Origin of the sequence: Ruegeria sp., from assembly GCF_965199275.1 — a bacterium.
GTDB lineage: Bacteria > Pseudomonadota > Alphaproteobacteria > Rhodobacterales > Rhodobacteraceae > Ruegeria.
Window position 1 is genome coordinate 260624 of sequence record NZ_CBDAQX010000035.1, and the last position, 21302, is coordinate 281925.

Sequence of the window (21302 nt, forward strand, 5' to 3'; positions counted from 1 at the left end):
TTTGAGGCGCTGCGCGCAGCGCTCGTCACCACGGGGGCGACAGTGCGGAGCCAGAGCGAGACCCAGCGCGCCGCCCTTGAGGCCTTTATCCGCAAGGTGCTGGAGGCCGAGGACCAGGTGCTCGCGCTGGCCGGTGCCGGCGCGCAGATCGCGCCGGGGCTGGAAAGCGGGGTTCTCGTGGCCGACCGCCTGGCCGAGCGGTTGCGGCAGGCGGCAAGCGAGATGGAGCGCTTTGGCAGATCGGCCGATGCGCGCCTGGACGAGGCCAGGCTGCGATTGCAGCATCGCGGCGATCCGGCGGCGCTGGCGCGCGCGCTCAGCCTGCAAAGATCTGACCGCGAGATCGCGCCTGTTGAACAGGGCTATGTGGCAGGTGGCCTCACGGCCGAGGAAGCGCGGGCGCGCACAAGGGGTTTGCGCGAGACGGCGGAGGCTGCGGCGGAGGCGGCAGCCGAGACCGCCCGGCTCGGGGCGCAGTTGCGTGCGGCAGGCAGCGCCGAGCGCGCGGGGTCTCGCGCGGCCGCCCGCGCGGCGGCAAGACTGCGCCGCGAGATGGAAAAGGCGCGGCAAGAGGCGCGCAAGCTGGAAACCGCGCTGGCGCGGACGCTGGGCACTTATGCGCGCGATGCCATCGAGAGCCGCGACGAGGTGGCGCAGGCCTGGGGTGCGGGGTTTAAGGGGCTGGAAGACGCCCTCACCCGCTTTGTCACCACCGGCAAGGCGTCTTTTGGCGATCTGGCCAATTCCATCATCGCCGATCTGGCGCGGATCGCCATTCGCCAGAATATCACCGGGCCGCTGGCCGATGCCCTGGGCGGGGTGTTCGGGTCAGGTGCAGCCCCCCGCAGCTCCCCGCGCCCCCGCGCGCGCCCGTTTCATGACGGCGGTGTCCCGAAAGTGGAGCGTAATCCTGCCCCGGTCGCTTTTGCCCCTGCACTCAAGCCGGGCGAGGTCCATACCGTGCTGATGGAAGGCGAGGCGGTGCTGACCTCGGCGCAATCGCGGGCCCTGCTGGCGGGGCGCGCGGACAGCCCCGATCAGGCCCGGGCCCAGGCGATCCTGCGCGAGGCGGCGCGCTATCATGCCGGCGGCGTGGCCGGTGTGCCGGGCGTGCCGGGGCTGCGCGGCCACGATATCCCCAGCCTGCGCCTGCCGGGGCGCAGCGGTTCAGAGGCATCAGGGGCCGGGCCGGGACCGCGCGTTGATATCTCGATCGACAATCGCGGCACCGCGCAGCGGGCGGTGGAGGCGCACGCCAGTTTCAGCCCCGATCGCTGGGTGATCGGCCTCGTCGTCGAGGACATCCTCACAAACGGCCCCATCGGCCAGGCCGTCCGCACCACCACCGGGGAGAGCCCCTACTGATGTCCGCCCCCCTCTCTCCCACAAGGCCCGCATGGCCCGCCTATGCACGGATCGACCCGGCCCGGCAGATCCTGCCCGTCACCGTGGTCGAGCGCACCGGGTTCGACGATGGCGCGATACGCCAGGTGCGCCGCTTTACCGCCACCCCCGCCCGCCGCCGGATCCGCGCCTGGCTCCTGGGCAGCCGGGAGGCAGGTATCACGCGCAGCCCCGATGAAGACCTCATCCGGTTCCGCGCCTGGGCCGGGGCCAATGCCCATCGCCCGTTTCGCTTTCCCGACGAGACCGGGGCGCGGGTCATGATGCGCGTGGTGGGCGGGGATGGCGGCATCAGCTACCGCGCGCATGTCGCGCCCGCCGGGCGGCGCAGCTGGGAACTTGAGATGGAGCTGGAAACCACATGAGCAAAGCCGAAAACGCCGCGCGCGCCCGCGCGCGCATTGCCGCAAGCCCGAAAGACAGCCAGTTGGCGGCGCTGGAGATTGCCCACCCGGAGCTTTCCGCCCGGGTGCGCATCATCAATGACGGCCAGAGCCGCGACCGGGTGGTCGGGGGGCGCAAATATATCGCCCTGGGCTTTGAGGCCCGCATCGCCACGGACGCACCCGACCGGGTGCCGGCGGCGGAACTGGCGATTGACAATGTGGGCCGCGAGCTCACCGCCTGGATCGATGGGGCGCGCGCCACCGCCAGCGGCATCCATGGCATCACCGTGCGGGTCATGATCGTCACCGCGCGCGCGGATACCCCCGTTGCCACCCCCGATTATGACGTCACCATGGATGTGCTGCAGATCACCGCCACCAGCCGCACGGTGACCGCCCGGCTGGGCTTTGATCCGCTCCTGGGCCGCGCGGGTGTAACCCTGCGCCACGATCCCGCCACCTCTCCCGGCCTGTTCTGATGGGGCTGTTCTGATGGAAGCTCAGCTGATGGAGACGCACTGGACAGAGCGCTGGATCGGGCATCGGGCGGAAGATTGCGCCGCGCTGGTCTCGCATGTGCTGCGCGTCGAGTTCGGGTCCGACATCGCCCTGCCCGCCGCGCCGGGCGGCATCCGCGCCAATGACGCGGCCATCCGGGACGCGCTCATGTGTGAAGCCGGGCGCAAAACCGGATGCGCAACCGGGCGCGCAACCGAAGGCGGGATCGCCCGGCGCCTGGGTGCGCGCGAGAGGGCGTGCGACGGGGACGGGGTGCTGATGCGGGCGCGCGGACGCCGCGCGGGGCTGGGCCATCACATCGGGCTTTATGCCGACATGACCGAGCCGGCCTGCCTGCACTGGCAACCGGGGCTGGGCACGGTGCTGCACCGGTTGCGCATATTGCCCGCACGCGGGCTTGTGGTGGTCGGGCTCTATCGCTGGGAGACAGGATCATGACCTCAAAAACACCCTCAAAAACACCCTCAAAAACACCCTCGCAAACGCCCTTCAAACCCCCTGTGACGGCCTCTCAGGTCGGCTTTGCAAGCGCCGATCTGTGGCCGCACCCGCTGACCGCGCAGGCCCGGGTGCCGGAGATCATCCTGCCCCTGCCCGCGCGCACCCATGACGCCCCACCTGAACCCTTGAGCGTGGCCCAGGCGCTGGATCTCGCCTGGCCCGCGCGGGGGTCCCTGCCGGTAAACGTAAGCCTTGACGGGATCGCCCTGCCGCCCGGGGCCTGGGCGCACACGGCCCTGCGCCCCGGCCAGCGCCTCACATTGCGCGCAGCCCTTCAGGGCGATGATTCCAACCCGCTTGCGGCCATCCTGACCATCGCCACCATCGCCATCGGCGGCTGGGCCGCCTCCGCCATCGCCTCAAGCGGCGCGCTTGGTTTTGGGGCCGGCAGCCTGGGGGCACAGGTTGCCGGCGCCCTGGCCGGGGCCGCCATCTCCACCGCCGGCGGGCTGATCATCAACGCGCTGGTGCCCGTGCGCGACGCGGACGGGCTGGACCAGGACGCGCCCGCCCGCCGCGATTATTCGCTGAGCGGCGGTGCCAACCGGGCCCGGCCCTACGCGCCGCTCCTGCTCACCTTCGGACGCCACCGCGTCTTTCCCGATCTCGGCGCAAAACCCTGGACCGAGTTCGAGGATGACGCGCAGTTCCTTAATCTCAGCCTCACATTCGGCCTGGGCAACCTGCATCTGGAGCGCGCCGACCTGCGCATCGGCAACCAGCCGCTGTCGGACTTTCCAGGCGCACAGGCGCAGATCCTGCGCGGGCCCGATCCCACATGGCCTGCCAATGTCGACACCATCCAGGGCGCAGAGCTCGAAGGCCGCCGCCTGATCTCGCGCCGTACAAGCCCCGGCACCAACCGCTTCGATCTCGACATCACCGGGCAGCTCTTCGGTCTGCGCAAACGCTCCGGCAAACCCTACGCTCTCTCCCGCGAGATCGTGATCAGCTATCGCAGGGTGGGCGTGCGCGAGGGCTGGACCCGCCGCCGCGTCACGCTGCGCGCAAATGGCGACAGCCCCCGCGACGGGCTGCGCCGCACCATCCGCATCCACCCCGGGGCGACCGCGCAGTGGGAGGTCCGCGTGCGCCGCCGCACCGCGCCCTCGGGCGCGGATAACGAGATCGACGCGCTGGCCTGGGCCGCGCTGCGCTCCTTCCAGCCCGATACCGCCGACTATAGCGGCCAGACCCGGCTGCGCCTGCGCCTGCCCGCCTCGGCCCAGGCCTCCGGCCAATTGCCCGCCATCCACGCCATCACCCGGCATCTACTGCCCCGCTCGGTCTCGCGCCGCGCCAAACCCCGCGCCACCTCCAACCCGGCCTGGATCCTGCTCGCCTTCCTGCGCGGCGGCTTTGTCTCGGGCCGCCTTGCCTGGGGGCTGGGACTGGCTGACCGGCGCATCGACCTGCCCTCCTTCACCGCCTGGGCCGCCTGGTGCGAGAGGCAGAACCTCACCTGCAATCTCAGCCTCGACCGCCCCGTTCCCTCGGCCCGGATCATCCGCACCATCTGCCAATGCGGGCGGGCCAGCCCCACATGGGCCAGCGGCAAGCTGGGCGTGGTGTGGGACGACCCCGCAACCCCCGCCACCGCGCTCATCACCCCCGGCAATATCATAGCGGGCAGCCTCGAGATCACCTGGTCCGGCGAAAAACCCGCCGATGAGATCGCCGTGCGCTATCTCGACCCGGACGCCGACTGGCAATTCCAGACCCTGCGCCGCACCATGCCGGGCGTCACCACGCCCAAACGCACCGCAACCCTCACGCTGCCGGGCGTCACCACGCCCGCTCAGGCCGCCACCGAAGCCAATCTGCAGGCCGCCCGCCAGCTCTATCACCGCCGCCGTCTCACATGGGAGATGGCCGCCGAAGGGCTCTCCATCGCCCGGGGCGACGTGGTGCGCCTCACCCATTCCCTCATCGATGGCGGCCAGACCGGACGGCTCGTCACGGTCCTGCCGGCTGACGCCGCCAGAAACCTTCCCGAACGCTGGGACCTGGGCCAGAGCTTCGAGATCGCGCAAGACGAGAGCTGGTATGCGATGCTGCGCCTGGGCGATGGTCGCCTCATCACCCGCGCGATCACCGCCGACGGAGCCCTGGTGCGCCCCGCCAGCGCCCTGCCCGATGACTGGCAGCACGAAGAGACGGAGGTGTCGGATGTGCTCTGGCGCGTCTATCCCGGTGACGCCCCGCCCGCGCCCCTGCGCATCGTGGGCTTTGAACCGGTCTCGGCCACGCGCATCCGGCTCGAGGCCATCGACGAGGTGGCCGCCTATCACAACGCCGCCACCGCCGATCTCAGCGCGCCCCTGCCGCTGCCCGCTCCCCAAAGCCCGGCCGTGCTCGATGCCGCGATCACCGATCGGGCGCGCGCCGACGGAACCACCGAAGTGACCCTGCGGCTCACCACATCCGGCCCCTGGCAGGGCGCGACCATCCGCGCCCGCGACAGCCATGGCTGGCGCGTCGTGGCAGACGACCGGCAGGCCGTCACCACATATATCTTCTCAACCGATGATGCCTCCGGCCGCGAGATCGACATCGAGATCACCCCCGGCTCCCGCGCCGCCCCCCTCGGGCCCGTCTTCACCACCACCCATACCCTCATCGGCGACAAAACCGTCCCCATCGCCGCCCCCGAAGGCTTCGGGGTCGAGATGCTGGGCGATGGCGCCCGCCGCTTTACCGCCACCCCGCCCCCTGACGGGCGCGTCGCCGGCTACGCCCTGCGCTACGGGCCCGCGCGCGCTGCGGCCACATGGGAGGCGCTCACCCCGCTCCTGCATGGCCGGATCACCGCCCTGCCGCTCGAGACACGCCTGCCACCCGCCGGGCGCTGGCGCTTTGCGCTCGCCGCCCTGAACAGGGATGGCGTGCCCGGAGAGGCCGCCTTCACCGGCCCCGTCGATCTGGCGGATGCGGTCAAACTGCCCGTCACCCAATATGCGTTCCGCGCCAGCGCCACGCAGAACGCGCCACCCGCCCGCCCGGGGCCTGGCGGCAGCGACAGCGATACCCATCTGCCCGCAGGATGGCAGCGCATACCGGTCAGCCTCACATCCAAGGCCCCCTTCCAGTGGATCACCGAACGCAAGGGCCGCACCGGCGGCGGGCCCTGGACCCGCTGGAGCAGCCCCACGCTCTGGTCCTCCCTGGGAGCGCAGGGCCGGCCCGGACAGGACGGACAGGACGGGCAGGATGGACAGGACGGCGCCAGCGTCGAGCGGCTCTTCACCCGCACCGCCCATGCCACCGCGCCACCGCCGCCGGGGCTGACCGGCTCAGGCACGCAAGAGGCCCCCCATGTCCTGACCACCCCGCTCGGCATCCGGGCGCTCGATATCTTCCCCCTCCTCAAGGGCCTCGACCCGCCGGGCCCGGCCTGGACCGCCACATGGTTCCGCTTCACCGCACCCCGGGGACGCGCCGGCACCTGGCGCATCACCATGGACGGCGCCCCCGACCAGGGCACCGACTGGGCCATCTTCAGCGCCAAGGGCAATGCCGCGCGCCGCGGTGCAGATGATCATCTCGACATCACGCTGAGGGCCGGCGAGCGCTTCACCTTCCGGCTGCTTTTCTACAATCTGCGCTCCCGCGACACCGTCACCGCCATGACCCTCAGCCTCACCCCGCCCGCGCAAACGGGTGAGGCGGCAACAGGGGCGGCAACAGATCCGGCCCAGATGCCCGGCTACACGCCCCCGCCCTGGTCCGCCACGCCCCTGGGTGTCACCGTGGAGGGGGTATGAATGATTTGTGATCGGCCAAACGCCCTGAATCTGTTAGAGGATTCGGGGAGGCGGATAGGTCTCAGGCTGGATGTTTTCGTAGGGCATTGTGACCCTGTAGTGGAGCTTAGCCTTCGCCTGTTTCCGAACAGCCCCCATAGGGCCCGGTTTTGGCCGGTGATCCTGCATAGGAGCTTGGTTTGGCCGTTCACGCCCCATTGGGGGCTCCGCCTCCTTGAGCAGGGAGTATAGCCATGGCTTACATAGGTGTCGATCTTCATACGAATTCCTTCACGATCTGTCGGCGTGAGACGGACGGATCGGAAACATTCCAAACCTTTCAACTGTCCGCGCAGGCGCTTGAGCAGTTCTGTCAGAGCCTTGATGCGGATGACGAACTGGCGGTCGAGGCCACCGGCAACACGGCCTGGTTCTGCGGTGAGGTGGAACCCTGTGTCGGCCGGATCGTTGTGGTCAACCCGCGCCAGTTTAAAGTGATCCGCACATCGGTGAAGAAAACCGATCGCAACGATGCCCGCGCCCTGGCGTTTTTCCTGTCGAAGGACATGCTGCCGGAAACCCGGCTCAAGTCCACTCAGGAAAGCGAACTGGCCTCGCTGACCCGGACGCGTGACATGCTGGTCAAACAGCGCACCATGCTGCTGAACGGCATCCACGCGATGTTTGTCCGCCACGGCATGAAGCTGAAGAAGGAAGGGTTGTCCAGCAAGAAGCGCCTGCGCGACCTGGATCTCAGCCGCTTCACACCGCTTGAGCAGGTCGAACTGGCGGCATTGCGGGACCAGGCGCTCGGCCTGACCGAAACCCTGAGCCGTCTCGACAAGGCCATCGAGGAGGCCGCCTCGGCCATGAAAGGCTTTGAGGGGCTCACCAGCATCAAGGGGATCGGTGCGCGATCTGCCGCGGTCCTGCTGGCGGGGATCGGCAGGGTTGAAGACTTCTCCGACGCGGACAAGCTGGCCGCCTATGTCGGCATCGTGCCCAAGGTGAGCAACTCAAACGAAACCGAACATCACGGGCGGATCACGAAGCGCGGCAACAAGCTCATGCGCACCACGCTGGTGCAATGTACGCTCATCGCGATCCGCTATTCGGGATATCTCAACAGCCATTATCGGCGCATCAAGGAACGCCGTGGCGCGGGCAAGGCGATCATAGCCACTGCCCGCAAGCTGCTCAAGATCATCTATGACACGCTCAAGAACGGCTGGGTCTTCGACGATTTTGTCGAATTTAAAATCAAACAAAATCAATGTCATGCTTGACAATCATCATAGGAGCAGCCATATGAATGGATCAGCGAGCGGCGCGGGCGCGCGGGGCTCTGGGGGGCGTTTTCGCGCCCCGCGCTCCTGGGCAGATATGCACGCGACGGCATCCCGGGGGCCGCCGGTCAGCCGGGACGCGACGGCACCGACGGGGACCCGGGCCAGGACGGGCAGCCGGGACGCGACGGGCAGGATGGGCGTGACGGGCAGGATGGCGCTGGGGTCGAGATGATCTTCCGGCGCACCGCCACCCGCCGGGCGCCCGCAAGACCGCAGACAACGCCCGCGCAGTCCAGGGCAAATGATCATGTGCCCCCCGGCTGGTCCGATGATCCCGTCGGGATCACGCGCGACGCGCCCTATCTCTGGGCCAGTCGCCGCACCGGCTCTTCGGGCAACTGGGGCGCGTTTTCGCCACCCGAGCTTTGGGCCCGCTATGCACGCGACGGCGCCCCGGGGCGACCGGGCAGGAAGGGCGATACCGGCGATACCGGCCGGCAGGGGCGACCGGGCCTTGATGGTCCGGGTGTCGAGTTCATCTTTCGCGCCACCAGCACCCCGATCCGCCCCGCCACCCCGCGCACAACAGCCACCCAGCGGCGCCTCGACGATCATGTGCCCGAGGGCTGGGTTGATGATGCCCCTGACGTCAGCGCCGCCAGACCCTATCTCTGGGCCAGCCAGCGCAAAGGCTCCTCCGGCAACTGGGGGGCGTTTTCCCGACCGGTGCAATGGACCAGATATGCACGCGACGGCGCCCCGGGGCGGCCGGGCAGGAAGGGCGATACCGGCGATACCGGCCGGCAGGGGCGACCGGGCAGGAAAGGCGATACCGGCGGCAAGGGAGACAGGGGGGACAAGGGAGACCCCGGCCGCAACGGGCGTGACGGGCGCAACGGCATCAACGGGCGTGATGGCAGCAATGGCGCGCGCGGGGCGGGCAGCTATGCCCGGCGCGTCAGCGCGCGCGGCTGGGTGAACAGCATCGCCGATCGCGCAACCCCCGGCGCCAATGTCACCGGCGATGTGGTCACCCTCACCGACAGCGCCGGAGGCTGGGCCGAAACCCGCGCCTGGACCGGCACCGCATGGCTCCCCGTCACCCATGTCATCAACGGCAATACCGTCATCCCCGGCACGCTGCTGGCCGAGGCCCTCGCCGCCGGCCAGATCGACGGCACCCATCTGCGCGCCGACACCGCGCTCATCACCGGCGGCGTCCAGATCGGCCCCGGCCTCATCACCCTCACCCATCTCGATGACAGCCTCATCGGCGATGTGGCCCGGGGCGCGCGCTGGCGATTGGACGCGTCGGGCAGGGCGCGCACAAGAAAAAACCAGCGCTTCTCCACGCGCCGCAGTGATGGCGGCTCCGATATCGTGGTGCGCAGGGACAGTGCCGACGAGATCATCCGCTACGCGGTCGAGGTCTCGGGCGGCGGGTTCACCCCGCCTTCCTCGTCCTATTGGTACGAACATAGCCGCAACAGCGAGGGTTCAGAATCGGCCGTGGGCACAAGATACAACAGCGCAACCTTCAACGTCCGGCTCGAGGTCCGGCTCGACAATGTCGTCATCCGGACCCTCAGCATCAGCGTCACCACCGGCGCCGCAGGCCGTGCCGTTCTCAGCGGGGTGCTGCCCGCCCGGCTCACCCCGGTCGGCCGGCAGAAAAGGCTCACCCTGCGCGCAACAGGAACCGTACGCACCGGGGGCGCGAGCGTCGCGGGTATCAGAGGCGGCAGCACACGGGTCGCATGGAGTGCTGCCGCATATCTCACCCTCACCGCACGAGAAACCCGCCCCTTCGCCTGATCCCGTCGCCTGACCCAGGATATGACCCATGACACAAAGCCCAGTGACACAAAGCCCAGTGACACAAGACCCCACCGCACAAGACCCCGCGCCACAAACGCTCTCCTACGACGCCTTCGCACAGGCGCTCCTGGCCCTCACCGAGACAGGTCTTGCCCTGCCTCACGACATCCTGCCATGGACCGCTTTCCCCGAAGAGGCCGAGCCCCCGGAGACCATCACCAAAACCATGTGGGACCGCTACACATGGAACCCGCCGCAATTCGCCGCCGCCACACAGCCCGACCCCTATGGCCGCGAAGATGCAAAGGCCGGCGACAAGCCCGCATGGGACAGCCTCACCCGGCACGCCGTGCACCAGGCCTGCGAAGAGGCCCGGCAGCACAAGCACGCCCAACTGGCCGCAGAGCTTGCACGCCGCACCACCTTCACCCACAACGCCCGCACCTGGCAGGGCGATACCAAAAGCGCCGCAGCCATCACCGCCGCCGCCCTGCGCGCCGCCGCAGAACCCAACTGGCCCAAAGACTTCGTCTGGATCGATGCCGCAAACACCCGCGTCCCCATGCGCGCAGAGGACATCACAGCCCTCGCCAAAGCCCTCTCGGCCTGGCAGAGCGCCCGCCGCATCCACGCCCGCACACTCAAGGATGCCATCACCGCCGCCACAACCGCAGAGGCAATCCTTGCCATAAACGTCGCACAAGGATGGCCGGAGCACGCCACCCAGCCCCAATGACGCGCCCGCGCGGATATGCTAAAACACGTACAACGGAGATCGGACATGAGCCAGTACACACCGTCCTCAATGGAATATCTCGCCGCCAGAATCGACGACAAGCGCAAGGAACTCGAGGCGCTCGAGGCGCTCCACAAGACCCTGCTTGAGGCTTTCGGCCGTCGCCTGCCAAATGAAGCCGCCGATCTGGCCCTTTCAGAGATCCTCCTCAATGGCCGCTGACGGGCAGTTCGTCACACGGCTTGTCATGCAGGAGGGCGCGACCAGCAGATTTGAGCCCCGCACCTTCACGCGATGGCTCGGCGTGTTCCTGTCCGACATCGAAGCCATGCTGGGGCCCAGAGATCCCGCCTTCACTGTCCTCGGCATCGAGTTTGTCGATACATGCCATGAAATGCCCAAGACATGGTTCCCGGACACCCATCCTCATGGCAAGCATGTCATTGTGCACTTGAACCGGTCCGCAATGCAGGACGGGGCAAGGGCGCGCTGGCAGCTTGCTCACGAATGCGTCCACCTCATTGATCCCGCACAGGGCGTTGCCAGTGTCATGGAGGAAGGCATCGCGACATGGTTCCAGAATACCGCAACCACACGCAGCTTTCACAACGGCAGCGGGCCATATGCAGAAGCCGAACGCCTTGTATCACCCGTGATCAGGGAACTCTGCGAGACCATCAGGTTCCTCAGAACGCAAAACCGCCTGCACCTTGATGATATCGCGCCAGCACACCTTCAGAACCACAACCCGAACTGGTCCGGCGACTTCTGCCGCGCTCTCACCGAGCCGTTTTCTGCGCTGAAGTAATGAGGCTGATCAAAAGCAAAAATGGCAAAACAACAACCCGATTGGGCGCGAAACTGTCGCGGCGAAAATCAACGCGCGGGATTCCATTGTGCGGTCGGGAATGTTAATCTTTCTGCAAGGCAGGAAAAGGCGCAGGCATGGCAATCCTTGGACGAAAAGATATCGGTGACAGAATCGCAACGGGCGCGATCAAAATCGAGCCGTTTGACAAGACTAAAATCGAGCCCGCGAGCTACGATTGTCGAATAGGCGATGTTCTTGCCGCCGGTGCCGGTCGTCATGTCTGGGGAGAGGGCGATGAGTTCATTCTCGAAAGCAACTCTTGGGCGTCTGTATCCTCGGAAGAGTTTTTTGAACTGCCCAACAGCATTTGCGCGTCATACGGCATCCGCTCTGGTCTTGCGAGGAGGGGTGTCATCGCGTTTGGGGGTCCTCAAATCGATCCCGGCTATAAGGGAAAAATTTTTGTTTCCCTATATAATCCGACGCTGGAGCCGATTATTTTGCAATACGGCCAGGTGATCATGTCGGTCATTTTCTATGAGCTATCATCAGAGGACGAGCACGGATATACCGGGCCATATCAAGGGCAAAAGGACTTTCCGTCACAAGATGTCGAATTTATGATGAGAATGCGCAGCCGGAACCTTGCTGATGTTATTGACAACGTTGAAACGCTTGATCACTCGGTCAAAAATCTTGCCAGTAACCTGAAAATCCTGACCTCCGATGTACATGAAATTCGGCAGATTGTGAATGATGCCAAGCCTTGGCTAAAGGTCATCGGCTGGATTTTGGGTGCCGCTGGAGTTGCCGCCGTCGGGTGGATTGTTATGTCACTCCTGCAGAGTTTCTTTGGAACACCCCCCGCGCCCTAGAGTCCTGCTGTACTGCACTGTCAGCAGTGCGCATCCGGTGTGTGACAACAATACTGCCGCACAAAATCCCGATTGAGCACGAAACTGTCGCACCGGAAATCAACGCGAAAATCACATCGATTGGGCGCGAAACTGTCGCGGATTGAGCAATAATTCTGTCGCGCTACACATGAATAACCTCTTGGAATTGCTTTAGCGCTAGGCTGACATTGCGTTTTCGGAAAGTAAAGCGGCCCCTTGACGCAATATCTGTTATGCGGCGCCCCTTGCTCTTGGTGTCCCCCTCGCATATGAGGCTCGGGACTTTAAATCCAAGGCGCGGAGACACTTGCCCCCATGCCCGTACTCGTGATGAAATTCGGTGGCACATCGGTTGCCAATCTTGACCGCATCCGCCGCGCGGCGAAACGTATCGGCGTTGAGGTGGCAAAGGGCTATGACGTCATTGTCATCGTCTCGGCAATGTCCGGCAAAACCAACGAATTGGTAGGGTGGGTGAACGAGACCTCGCCAATGTTCGACGCCCGCGAATACGATGCTGTAGTGTCATCGGGCGAAAACGTCACCGCCGGCCTGATGGCGCTGACGTTGCAGGAGATGGAAATTCCGGCGCGCAGCTGGCAGGGCTGGCAAGTGCCGCTGCTGACCAATGGCGCGCATTCCTCCGCCCGGATCGAAGAAATTCCGACCGACAACCTGAACCAAAAGTTTGGCGAAGGTATGAGGGTGGCCGTGGTTGCCGGTTTCCAGGGTATCAGCCCCGAGGGCCGGATCACGACGCTTGGCCGTGGCGGCTCGGACACGACTGCTGTGGCCTTTGCTGCCGCGTTTGAGGCGGAGCGTTGCGATATCTACACTGATGTCGATGGCGTCTACACGACCGACCCGCGTATCTGCGAAAAGGCGCGCAAGCTGCACCGGATTTCGTTCGAGGAAATGCTCGAACTTGCATCGCTGGGTGCGAAAGTGCTGCAAACCCGCTCGGTCGAGCTGGCGATGCGCTATAAGGTGAAACTGCGTGTTCTTTCAAGTTTCGAAGAACAATCCGACGAGGCCGGTACGCTGGTCTGCGACGAGGAGGATATCATGGAATCCAATGTTGTGGCCGGTGTGGCCTATTCCCGCGACGAAGCCAAGATGACCGTCGTTTCCGTGGCCGACCGCCCCGGCATCGCCTCGATCATCTTCACCGCGCTCAGCGATGAGGGCGTGAATGTGGATATGATCGTCCAAAACATCTCGGACGAAGGGCGCACGGATATGACATTCTCGTGCCCAACCGATCAGGTTGCGCGCGCCGAAAAAGCGCTACTGGCGATCAAGGGTGCGGGTGAGCTGAACTATGCCGAGCTGGTGGCCGACGAAGACGTCTGCAAGGTTTCTGTTGTGGGCATCGGCATGCGCTCGCAATCGGGTGTTGCGGCTAAAATGTTCAAGGTACTCTCGGATGAGGGGATCAACATCAAGGTCATTACAACCTCTGAGATCAAAATTTCCGTCCTTGTCGACAGGAAATACATGGAACTTGCTGTTCAGGCACTGCATGATGCCTTTGAACTGGACAAGGCGGCCTAAGCTGATCGGCCAAAGGTTTCGCCTGACGCACTAATTGGGTTGGGCCATGGCGGACGGTACGGAAACAGAATCCCGCAAGCTGCTGGTTCGGCTGCGCGAGGAAATGGCGAGCGAGGCGGCCGGTCAGGAGCGTCTCGACCGCATCACGCAGCTGATTGCCGATAGCATTCGTTGCGAGGTCTGCTCGATCTACCTGTTCCGTGACGAAGAAACCCTTGAGCTTTGCGCGACCGAGGGCCTCTCGCCCGAGGCGGTCCACCAAACCCGGATGCGTCTGGGTGAGGGTCTTGTGGGCCGGGTGGCTAAATCCGGCAAGGTGGTGAACACAGCGGATGCACCCGCGGCCAAGGGGTTCCGGTTCATGCCGGAAACAGGCGAGGAACGGTTTTCTTCATTCCTCGGGGTGCCGGTACAGCGGCTAGGTCAGAAACTGGGCGTTCTTGTGGTGCAGTCCCGTGACGCGCGCGAGTTCTCCGCCGATGAGATTTATGCGCTGGAAGTGGTGGCAATGGTTCTGGCTGAGATGGCCGAACTGGGCGCGTTCGTTGGCGAAGGCGCGGCCCTGTCTCCCTTGCACCAGCAATCGGTGCAATTGACCGGCGGTCCGGCGCAGGAAGGGTCTGCCGAGGGGCATGTCTGGCTGCACGAGCCGCGCGTTGTTGTGACCAACCCGATTGCCGAAGACCCGCAACGCGAAAGCGAGCGGTTGAATGAGGCGGTAGAGGAACTGCGCGTCGGCGTCGACAAGATGCTCGAAATCTCGCAGAACGGCGACAAAGAGCAGCTGAAAGTTCTGGAAGCCTACCGCATGTTCGCCAATTCCAAGGGCTGGATGCGGAGGATGGAGGAAGACATCGCCCTCGGCCTCAGCGCCGAGGCCGCGGTCGAAAAAGAGCAATCGCAGGCCCGGGCCCGCATGGGGCAGGTGACCGATCCCTATTTGCGGGAACGGCTGGCGGATCTGGATGACCTCAGTAATCGCTTGCTGCGAATCCTGACCGGACAAGGCAAGACCGACAGCGCCGATCTGCCGCCCGATCCGATCCTCATCGCCCGCAACATCGGCCCCGGAGACCTGTTGGAATATGGCCGGTCCCTGAAGGGGATCGTGCTCGAGGAAGGCTCGGTCGGCAGCCACGCCACGATTGTGGCCCGCGCGCTGGCGATCCCATTGGTTGTGCATGTCGGGCGGATCACGACCGAGGCTCTCAACGGCGACCACATCCTTGTTGATGGGGACAATGGCGTCGTCCATCTGCGCCCCGAAGACTCTGTGGTCAGCGCGTTTCGCGACAAGATCGCGATGCAGGCCAAAGCGCAGGAGCGCTATGCTTCGATCCGGGAAACGCCAACCGTTACGCAGGATGGCGCGCGGATCAACATGGCGATGAATGCGGGCCTGATGGCCGATCTGCCCTCGCTCGGGAACTCGGGCGCGGAAGGGGTTGGTTTGTTCCGGACCGAGCTGCAATTCCTAATCCGTAACCAGATGCCGAAACGGTCTGAGCTGGTGACCCAATACCAGCGGGTTCTGGACGCGGCCGGAGAAAAACGCGTAGTGTTCCGGACCCTCGATATCGGATCGGATAAGGTTCTGCCCTACATGAAGCACGTGGCGGAACCGAACCCGGCGCTGGGCTGGCGTGCAATCCGTGTCGGTCTGGACAAGCGCGGCGTAATGCGGATGCAGCTGCAGGCCCTGTTGCGCGCCGCCAATGGCCGCCCACTGACCATCATGTTCCCCTTCGTTGCGCAGGCCGAGGAGTTCCGCGAGGCCCGATGGGAGGTCAACAAAACCATCGAGCGTGAAAAGCGTCTTGGCCATATCCTGCCAGAAACGCTTGAGGTTGGGGCGATGCTGGAAACGCCTTCGCTGGCGTTCTCACCGCAAAAGTTCTTTGACGAGGTGGATTTCATCTCGATCGGGGGCAACGACCTGAAACAGTTCTTCTTTGCCGCCGACCGTGAAAACGAGCTGGTGCGCCGTCGATATGACACGTTGAACGTCAGTTTCCTCAGCTTCATCGAACGGATCGTAGAGCGTTGCAACATCTCGGACACGCCGCTGAGTTTCTGTGGTGAGGATGCCGGTCGCCCAGTTGAGGCACTGTGTCTGGCTGCGATGGGTATCCGCACTTTGTCCATGCGTCCGGCTTCGATCGGGCCGGTCAAAAGCCTGTTGCTGAGATCGAACCTGCAGGACGTCCGCAAGATCATCGCGGATGCACGTCATCGTGGTGAGCAATCCGTGCGCCCGGCGGTCATGGAGTGGTTGCGGTCGCAATCGTGACCCATCAGTCGGCCTATTGGGGATTCCGGGCTTGATTTTTATTTCAAGGTTCCGTATCCAGCGGTGGAAATGTTAGCGATAACATTCAGGGCCGCACTAGCGACCCCCATCGCGACTGAGGTTCTGCTTCTTGGGGCAGGAAGCATAAAAGGAAGCTGATCATGGTTTCACGCGTCATCCCGGTAGACCCGTTCGACCTCGTGCTGTTTGGCGCGACGGGCGATCTGGCGCAACGCAAGATCTTGCCGGGGCTGTATCATCGGTTTGAAATGGGCCAGATGCCGGAGGATGCGCGGATCATCGGAACCGCCCGGTCCGACATGGACAGTGTTGGGTTTCGGGACCAGTTGCGCGCGTCGATGGATAAATTCGCGCCGAGTTACGACAAGAAAACTCTGGATCGCTTCCTGACCCACGTTGACTATGTGCCGGTGGATGCGCTGGGCGATGCGGGCTGGTCCGATCTGGCCAAAGCCCTGAGGCCTGACGTGGTGCGGGCTTTCTATCTGTCTGTCGGACCGAGCCTGTTCTCAGGCATTGCGCAGCGTCTGAACGATCACGGGCTTGCCACGCCCGACAGCCGGATCGTGGTGGAAAAGCCCTTCGGTCATGATCTGGCCTCGGCCAAGGCGCTAAACGAGGGGCTACGCGCCTGTTTCGAAGAGCATCAAATCTACCGGATCGACCATTATCTGGGCAAGGAAACCGTGCAGAACCTGATGGCGCTGCGCTTTGCCAATTCCCTTTTCGAGCCGCTGTGGAACGCGACCCATGTCGATCACGTGCAAATCACCGTGGCCGAGACTGTCGGTGTCGAGGGGCGCGGTGCTTACTACGACCAATCCGGCGCGATGCGGGATATGATCCAGAACCATCTGGTGCAGCTTCTCTGCCTGACCGCGATGGAGCCGCCCTCGAAATTCGCGCCTAACGCGGTGCGCGATGAAAAGGTTAAGGTGATCGAAGCGCTCGAACCTGTCGAGCCGAAGGATATCGCGCGTGGTCAGTATCGCACAGATAAGGGCGGCGACGGTTATCTCGATCATGTCGGCGATCCCGCCAGCCGCACCGAAAGTTTCATAGCTTTGAAGGCGCATATCGGTAACTGGCGCTGGGCGGGTGTGCCCTTCTACCTGCGCACCGGCAAACGCCTAAGGGCGCGCGAGTCCGAAATTGCGGTGTTCTTCCGCGACCCGCCGCATACGATTTTTCCCAATGTGGGGCCTCTGCACGGCAATGTGCTGGTGATCCGTCTGCAGCCGGACGAGGGCATCACTCTGCGCACTACGATCAAGGAACCGGGGCAGGGCGGGTTCCGTCTGTCCGACGTCGCGCTCGATATGAGCTTTGCCGATGCGCTGGGCGATGCCGCGCAATCGCCCGACGCCTATGAACGCCTCATCATGGATGTGATCCGCGGCGACCAAACCCTGTTCATGCGCGGCGATGAAGCCGAGGCCGCCTGGGCCTGGGTTGATCCCATCATTCGCGGCTGGGAAGAGCGTGGCGACAAGCCCGCAAAATACGATCAGGGCAGTTCAGGGCCCGAAGAAGCATTGATGCTGATGCATCGCGATGGACGCCGCTGGCGTCAGATCGGAGGGTAATCATGGTCAATACAGTTATTTCGGACGTCACTAAACGCATCATCGACCGCAGCGCCGACCTGCGCGGCCCGCATCTTGAGCGGATGGAACAGGCCAAATCCAAAGGCCCCGCCCGTGCGCATCTGTCCTGTAGCGGTCAGGCGCATGCCTATGCCGGTGCGGGCGAGGATCAGAACTCGATGGCAACCGGGACGGCTGGAAACCTTGGTATCGTCACCGCCTATAACGATATGCTCTCGGCCCACCAACCGTTCGAGCGGTATCCCGAGTTGATCCGTCAAGCGATCCGCGCGGCAGGCGGTACAGCGCAGGTCGCAGGCGGAGTTCCCGCCATGTGCGACGGCGTGACCCAAGGCGAGGCGGGGATGGAGCTGTCTCTGTTTTCGCGAGATGTGATCGCGCTGGCGACGGGCGTGGCGCTCAGCCACAACACCTATGACGCGGCGGTGTTTCTTGGGGTCTGCGACAAGATCGTGCCGGGCCTAATCATCGGCGCGCAGGCCTTTGGCCATCTTCCGGCCGTCTTCCTGCCGGCTGGTCCGATGACCAGCGGTCTGCCGAATGACGAAAAAGCCAAGGTGCGCCAGCAATTCGCTGCCGGAGAAGTGGGTCGCGACGCCCTGATGAAGGCTGAAATGGCAGCTTACCATGGCCCCGGCACCTGCACCTTCTACGGTACCGCCAACACCAATCAGATGCTGATGGAGTTCATGGGCCTGCACCTGCCGGGCTCAAGTTTCGTCAATCCCAACACGCCTCTGCGCGATGCGTTGACCGAGGAAGGTGCGCGCCGCGCCCTGTCTCTCAGCGCTTTGGGCAATCACTACACGCCGGTTTGTCAGATCCTCGATGAACGCGCCTTCGTCAATGGTATCGTTGGCCTGATGGCCACTGGCGGGTCGACCAACTTACTGATCCACCTGATCGCCATGGCGCGCGCGGGCGGTATCGTGCTGGATTGGGAGGATTTCTCGGATATTTCTGCCGTGGTCCCTCTGGTCGCGCGGGTCTATCCCAACGGTCTGGCCGATGTGAACCACTTCCACGCCGCCGGGGGCTTGGGCTTTACCATCAGCACACTGTTGGATGATGGACTGCTGCACCCCGACACACTGACCGTCGCGGGGCAGGGGCTTCACAACTACACCAAGGAACCCAAGCTGAAAGACGGCGAGTTGGTCTGGGAAGACGGCGCGGGCCATAGCCTGAATGAAAAGATTGTGCGCCCGGCCAAGGACCCGTTCCAGTCTACAGGTGGCCTGTCGCGCCTGACCGGAAATCTGGGCACGGGTGTCATGAAGGTCTCGGCCGTGGCACCCGAACACCAAGTGGTCGAAGCGCCCGTCCGTGTGTTTCACGACCAGAACGATGTCAAAGCCGCCTTCAAGGCCGGGGAGTTCACCGATGACGTCATCGTCGTTGTTCGGTTCCAGGGTCCGAAGGCCAACGGTATGCCCGAGCTGCACTCGCTGACGCCGATACTGTCGATCCTTCAGGGCAGAGGCCAAAAGGTCGCTTTGGTCACCGATGGCCGAATGTCTGGTGCGTCGGGCAAGGTTCCCGCCGCCATCCATGTCTGCCCCGAAGCTCTGGACGGTGGCGCCATCGGCTATCTGCAAGACGGTGATCTGCTGCGCGTCGATGCCGTAAAGGGTGAGCTGGAAATCCTCACCCCCGGCGTCCTCGACCGCAGCCCAGCGACTGCTGATCTGTCTGCCAACCATCACGGCGTCGGCCGCGACCTTTTCGGCGCTTTCCGCCAGAATGTCGGGTCCGCCGACACAGGTGCCAGCATTTTCGGAGTTTAACCCATGACCAAAACCCAACGCACCCGCGAGATCTGCGCGCTGGCCCCCATCGTTCCGGTGCTGGTTGTCGATGACGCCGCACACGCCCGCCCCTTGGCAGAGGCGCTGGTCGCAGGTGGTCTTCCCGCGCTCGAAGTCACTCTGCGCACCCCTGCCGCGCTGGACGTGATCCGCGCCATGGCCGCTGTGCCCGGAGGCGTCGTGGGCGCAGGCACGCTGGTCACTCCCGAAGACGTCCGCGCCGCCAAAGAGGCTGGCGCGCAGTTCGGCGTCTCGCCCGGCGCGACGGATGCCCTGATCGCCGCCTGCGAAGCAGAAGGCCTGCCCCTTTTGCCCGGCGCGGCCACCGCGAGTGAGGCCATGACCCTGCTGGAAAAGGGCTATGACATGCTGAAATTCTTCCCCGCCGAGGCCTCGGGCGGCGCGCCGGCCCTGAAAGCGATTGGGGCGCCCCTGCCTCAGATCACATTCTGCCCCACAGGCGGAGTATCGCCCTCGAATGCCCGCGACTACCTTTCGCTATCCAACGTAGCCTGCGCCGGTGGAAGCTGGGTCGCGCCAAAGCAGATGGTTCAAGAGGGCGATTGGTCTGGGATCGAAGCGCTTGCGCGTGAGGCAACCCACCTGACGGATTGACGCCGCAAGGCGAAACGCTAGGGTAGGCCACAAGTTAAGCAGGTTGCCCTCATGACAAACCAAACCTCCCTCGTGCATGGGCGCGAGTATTTGGCCATTCCGGGCCCTTCGGTGATGCCCGACGCGGTGCTGCAAGCCATGCACCGACCGTCGCCCAATATCTACGACGGCGCGTTGATCGAGATGATGCCCGCGCTGACGCAGGACCTAAAGCGCGTGGCCGGTACCCAGCACGAGGTCGCTATCTATATCGCCAACGGCCACGGCACGTGGGAGGCCGCGCTGTCGAATGTGATCGCCCCCGGAGAAACCGTTCTGGCCCCAGCCTCGGGTCGTTTCACTCATGGCTGGGCCGAGATGGCCGAGGGGATCGGCGCAAAGGTTGACCTGTTAGACTTCGGCTTGTCTTCACCCTGGGATCTCGACCGTATCGCCGAGGCGCTGAACGCTGACAAAGAGCACAAAATCAAAGCTGTGCTTGCCGTCCACGTGGATACGTCCACCTCGATCCGAAATGACATCCCTGCCTTGCGCGCTTTGCTGGATGACTTGAACCACCCGGCACTCCTGATGGCCGACTGTATCGCCTCACTGGGGTGCGACAGGTTCGAGATGGATGCTTGGGGAGTCGATGTCACCGTGACAGCCTGCCAGAAGGGCCTTATGACCCCGGCGGGCACCGGCTTTGTCTTCTTCAACGACAAAGCGCAGGCGAAACGCGCTTCAATGCCCCGCGTTTCGCAATATTGGGATTGGCAACCGCGCGCCAACCCAGAGTTGTTCTATCAGTATTTCAATGGCACCGCGCCCACCCATCACCTCTACGGTTTGCGCGCCGCGCTGGACCTGATCCACGGTGAGAGTCTCGAAAACGTCTGGGCCCGACATGAGCGCCTTGCCAAGGCCATCTGGGCCGCCAGCGACGTCTGGGCGCAAGGCGGAGCGCTTCATTTCAACGTCACCGACCTGACCCATCGTAGCCACGCCGTAACCGCCCTGCGTCTAACCGAGGGGCGCGGCACGCCGCTGCGCAACTACACCGAAAACCAGCTTGGTCTAACGCTGGGCATCGGCTTGGGAATGGAGGACTGGGACGGTTGCTTCCGACTGGGCCATATGGGGCACGTCAACGCGCAGATGATCATGGCGATGCTGGGCGGCATGGAAACTGCCATGGCGGCACTAGATATCCCTCGCGGCCAAGGCGCGCTGGAAGCCGCCGCCGCGATATTGGCCACATAGCGCCGATCCGCATCTTCATCTGGCCGATAATATCATCGGGGGGAATCGCGCCTTGGCGCGAT

Annotated in this window: 17 protein-coding genes; all 17 read left to right on the plus strand. The window is 64.4% G+C overall.

Going from position 1 to position 21302, the window contains the following annotated elements:
* The first annotated feature begins 42 nt into the window (after window positions 1–42).
* The 17 genes from ACOERD_RS29925 to ACOERD_RS30005 all read left to right on the plus strand — a co-directional run bounded on the left by ACOERD_RS29925 (window position 43) and on the right by ACOERD_RS30005 (window position 21240).
* Window positions 43–1365: a phage tail tape measure C-terminal domain-containing protein gene (locus ACOERD_RS29925; RefSeq protein ID WP_419740843.1), complete on the plus strand. Its 1323-nt coding sequence runs from the start codon at window positions 43–45 to the stop codon at window positions 1363–1365.
* Window positions 1365–1769: a hypothetical protein gene (locus ACOERD_RS29930; RefSeq protein ID WP_419737943.1), complete on the plus strand. Its 405-nt coding sequence runs from the start codon at window positions 1365–1367 to the stop codon at window positions 1767–1769. The genes ACOERD_RS29925 and ACOERD_RS29930 overlap by 1 nt, the downstream gene beginning before the upstream one ends.
* Window positions 1766–2269, plus strand: coding sequence for a DUF1833 family protein (locus tag ACOERD_RS29935; RefSeq protein WP_419737944.1), 504 nt, complete (start codon window positions 1766–1768; stop codon window positions 2267–2269). The genes ACOERD_RS29930 and ACOERD_RS29935 overlap by 4 nt, the downstream gene beginning before the upstream one ends.
* 13 nt (window positions 2270–2282) lie before the next feature.
* Window positions 2283–2747, plus strand: coding sequence for a hypothetical protein (locus ACOERD_RS29940; protein WP_419737945.1), 465 nt, complete (start codon window positions 2283–2285; stop codon window positions 2745–2747).
* Window positions 2744–6574, plus strand: a complete 3831-nt coding sequence (locus ACOERD_RS29945) for a host specificity factor TipJ family phage tail protein (RefSeq protein WP_419741383.1) — start codon at window positions 2744–2746, stop codon at window positions 6572–6574. The genes ACOERD_RS29940 and ACOERD_RS29945 overlap by 4 nt, the downstream gene beginning before the upstream one ends.
* 233 nt (window positions 6575–6807) lie before the next feature.
* On the plus strand, window positions 6808–7839 hold the full coding sequence (locus ACOERD_RS29950) for an IS110 family transposase (RefSeq protein WP_419737763.1): 1032 nt from the start codon (window positions 6808–6810) through the stop codon (window positions 7837–7839).
* Window positions 7840–8070: 231 nt separating this feature from the next.
* The gene (locus tag ACOERD_RS29955) at window positions 8071–9657 is read left to right on the plus strand and encodes a hypothetical protein (RefSeq protein WP_419741384.1); all 1587 of its coding nucleotides are present in this window, start codon (window positions 8071–8073) and stop codon (window positions 9655–9657) included.
* A gap of 28 nt (window positions 9658–9685) precedes the next feature.
* Complete coding sequence (locus ACOERD_RS29960) at window positions 9686–10396, plus strand: DUF4376 domain-containing protein (protein ID WP_419737949.1); 711 nt, start codon at window positions 9686–9688, stop codon at window positions 10394–10396.
* A gap of 45 nt (window positions 10397–10441) precedes the next feature.
* On the plus strand, window positions 10442–10618 hold the full coding sequence (locus tag ACOERD_RS29965; protein ID WP_419737950.1) for a hypothetical protein: 177 nt from the start codon (window positions 10442–10444) through the stop codon (window positions 10616–10618).
* Entirely contained in the window at window positions 10608–11204 is a 597-nt protein-coding gene (locus ACOERD_RS29970; protein ID WP_419737951.1) for a hypothetical protein, read from the plus strand. The genes ACOERD_RS29965 and ACOERD_RS29970 overlap by 11 nt, the downstream gene beginning before the upstream one ends.
* A gap of 137 nt (window positions 11205–11341) precedes the next feature.
* Window positions 11342–12082 carry a dCTP deaminase gene (locus ACOERD_RS29975; RefSeq protein WP_419737952.1) on the plus strand — a complete coding sequence of 247 codons (741 nt, stop codon included), beginning with the start codon at window positions 11342–11344 and terminating at the stop codon, window positions 12080–12082.
* Between the two features lie 336 nt (window positions 12083–12418).
* Window positions 12419–13657, plus strand: coding sequence for an aspartate kinase (locus ACOERD_RS29980; protein ID WP_419741385.1), 1239 nt, complete (start codon window positions 12419–12421; stop codon window positions 13655–13657).
* 46 nt (window positions 13658–13703) lie between these two features.
* Window positions 13704–15947: a phosphoenolpyruvate--protein phosphotransferase gene (gene ptsP / locus ACOERD_RS29985; RefSeq protein WP_419741386.1), complete on the plus strand. Its 2244-nt coding sequence runs from the start codon at window positions 13704–13706 to the stop codon at window positions 15945–15947.
* Window positions 15948–16108: 161 nt separating this feature from the next.
* On the plus strand, window positions 16109–17554 hold the full coding sequence (gene zwf, locus ACOERD_RS29990; RefSeq protein WP_419741387.1) for a glucose-6-phosphate dehydrogenase: 1446 nt from the start codon (window positions 16109–16111) through the stop codon (window positions 17552–17554).
* A gap of 2 nt (window positions 17555–17556) precedes the next feature.
* On the plus strand, window positions 17557–19362 hold the full coding sequence (gene edd, locus ACOERD_RS29995) for a phosphogluconate dehydratase (RefSeq protein WP_419741388.1): 1806 nt from the start codon (window positions 17557–17559) through the stop codon (window positions 19360–19362).
* A 3-nt stretch (window positions 19363–19365) separates the two neighbouring features.
* A complete protein-coding gene (locus ACOERD_RS30000; RefSeq protein WP_419741389.1) occupies window positions 19366–19998 on the plus strand; it encodes a bifunctional 4-hydroxy-2-oxoglutarate aldolase/2-dehydro-3-deoxy-phosphogluconate aldolase in 633 nt (210 codons plus the stop codon).
* A 51-nt stretch (window positions 19999–20049) separates the two neighbouring features.
* The gene (locus ACOERD_RS30005; protein WP_419741390.1) at window positions 20050–21240 is read left to right on the plus strand and encodes a pyridoxal-phosphate-dependent aminotransferase family protein; all 1191 of its coding nucleotides are present in this window, start codon (window positions 20050–20052) and stop codon (window positions 21238–21240) included.
* Window positions 21241–21302: the final 62 nt, after the last annotated feature.

What these genes read in the sequence shown, in the direction of transcription:
- ACOERD_RS30000 (WP_419741389.1), top strand. Translation starts at nt 19,366, where the DNA reads ATGACCAAAACCCAACGCACCCGCGAGATCTGCGCGCTGGCCCCCATC.
- ACOERD_RS30005 (WP_419741390.1), top strand. Translation starts at nt 20,050, where the DNA reads ATGACAAACCAAACCTCCCTCGTGCATGGGCGCGAGTATTTGGCCATT.
- ACOERD_RS29930 (WP_419737943.1), top strand. Translation starts at nt 1,365, where the DNA reads ATGTCCGCCCCCCTCTCTCCCACAAGGCCCGCATGGCCCGCCTATGCA.
- ACOERD_RS29950 (WP_419737763.1), top strand. Translation starts at nt 6,808, where the DNA reads ATGGCTTACATAGGTGTCGATCTTCATACGAATTCCTTCACGATCTGT.
- ACOERD_RS29970 (WP_419737951.1), top strand. Translation starts at nt 10,608, where the DNA reads ATGGCCGCTGACGGGCAGTTCGTCACACGGCTTGTCATGCAGGAGGGC.
- edd (WP_419741388.1), top strand. Translation starts at nt 17,557, where the DNA reads ATGGTCAATACAGTTATTTCGGACGTCACTAAACGCATCATCGACCGC.
- ACOERD_RS29945 (WP_419741383.1), top strand. Translation starts at nt 2,744, where the DNA reads ATGACCTCAAAAACACCCTCAAAAACACCCTCAAAAACACCCTCGCAA.
- zwf (WP_419741387.1), top strand. Translation starts at nt 16,109, where the DNA reads ATGGTTTCACGCGTCATCCCGGTAGACCCGTTCGACCTCGTGCTGTTT.
- ACOERD_RS29935 (WP_419737944.1), top strand. Translation starts at nt 1,766, where the DNA reads ATGAGCAAAGCCGAAAACGCCGCGCGCGCCCGCGCGCGCATTGCCGCA.
- ACOERD_RS29975 (WP_419737952.1), top strand. Translation starts at nt 11,342, where the DNA reads ATGGCAATCCTTGGACGAAAAGATATCGGTGACAGAATCGCAACGGGC.
- ACOERD_RS29965 (WP_419737950.1), top strand. Translation starts at nt 10,442, where the DNA reads ATGAGCCAGTACACACCGTCCTCAATGGAATATCTCGCCGCCAGAATC.
- ACOERD_RS29940 (WP_419737945.1), top strand. Translation starts at nt 2,283, where the DNA reads ATGGAAGCTCAGCTGATGGAGACGCACTGGACAGAGCGCTGGATCGGG.
- ACOERD_RS29955 (WP_419741384.1), top strand. Translation starts at nt 8,071, where the DNA reads ATGATCTTCCGGCGCACCGCCACCCGCCGGGCGCCCGCAAGACCGCAG.
- ACOERD_RS29980 (WP_419741385.1), top strand. Translation starts at nt 12,419, where the DNA reads ATGCCCGTACTCGTGATGAAATTCGGTGGCACATCGGTTGCCAATCTT.
- ptsP (WP_419741386.1), top strand. Translation starts at nt 13,704, where the DNA reads ATGGCGGACGGTACGGAAACAGAATCCCGCAAGCTGCTGGTTCGGCTG.
- ACOERD_RS29960 (WP_419737949.1), top strand. Translation starts at nt 9,686, where the DNA reads ATGACACAAAGCCCAGTGACACAAAGCCCAGTGACACAAGACCCCACC.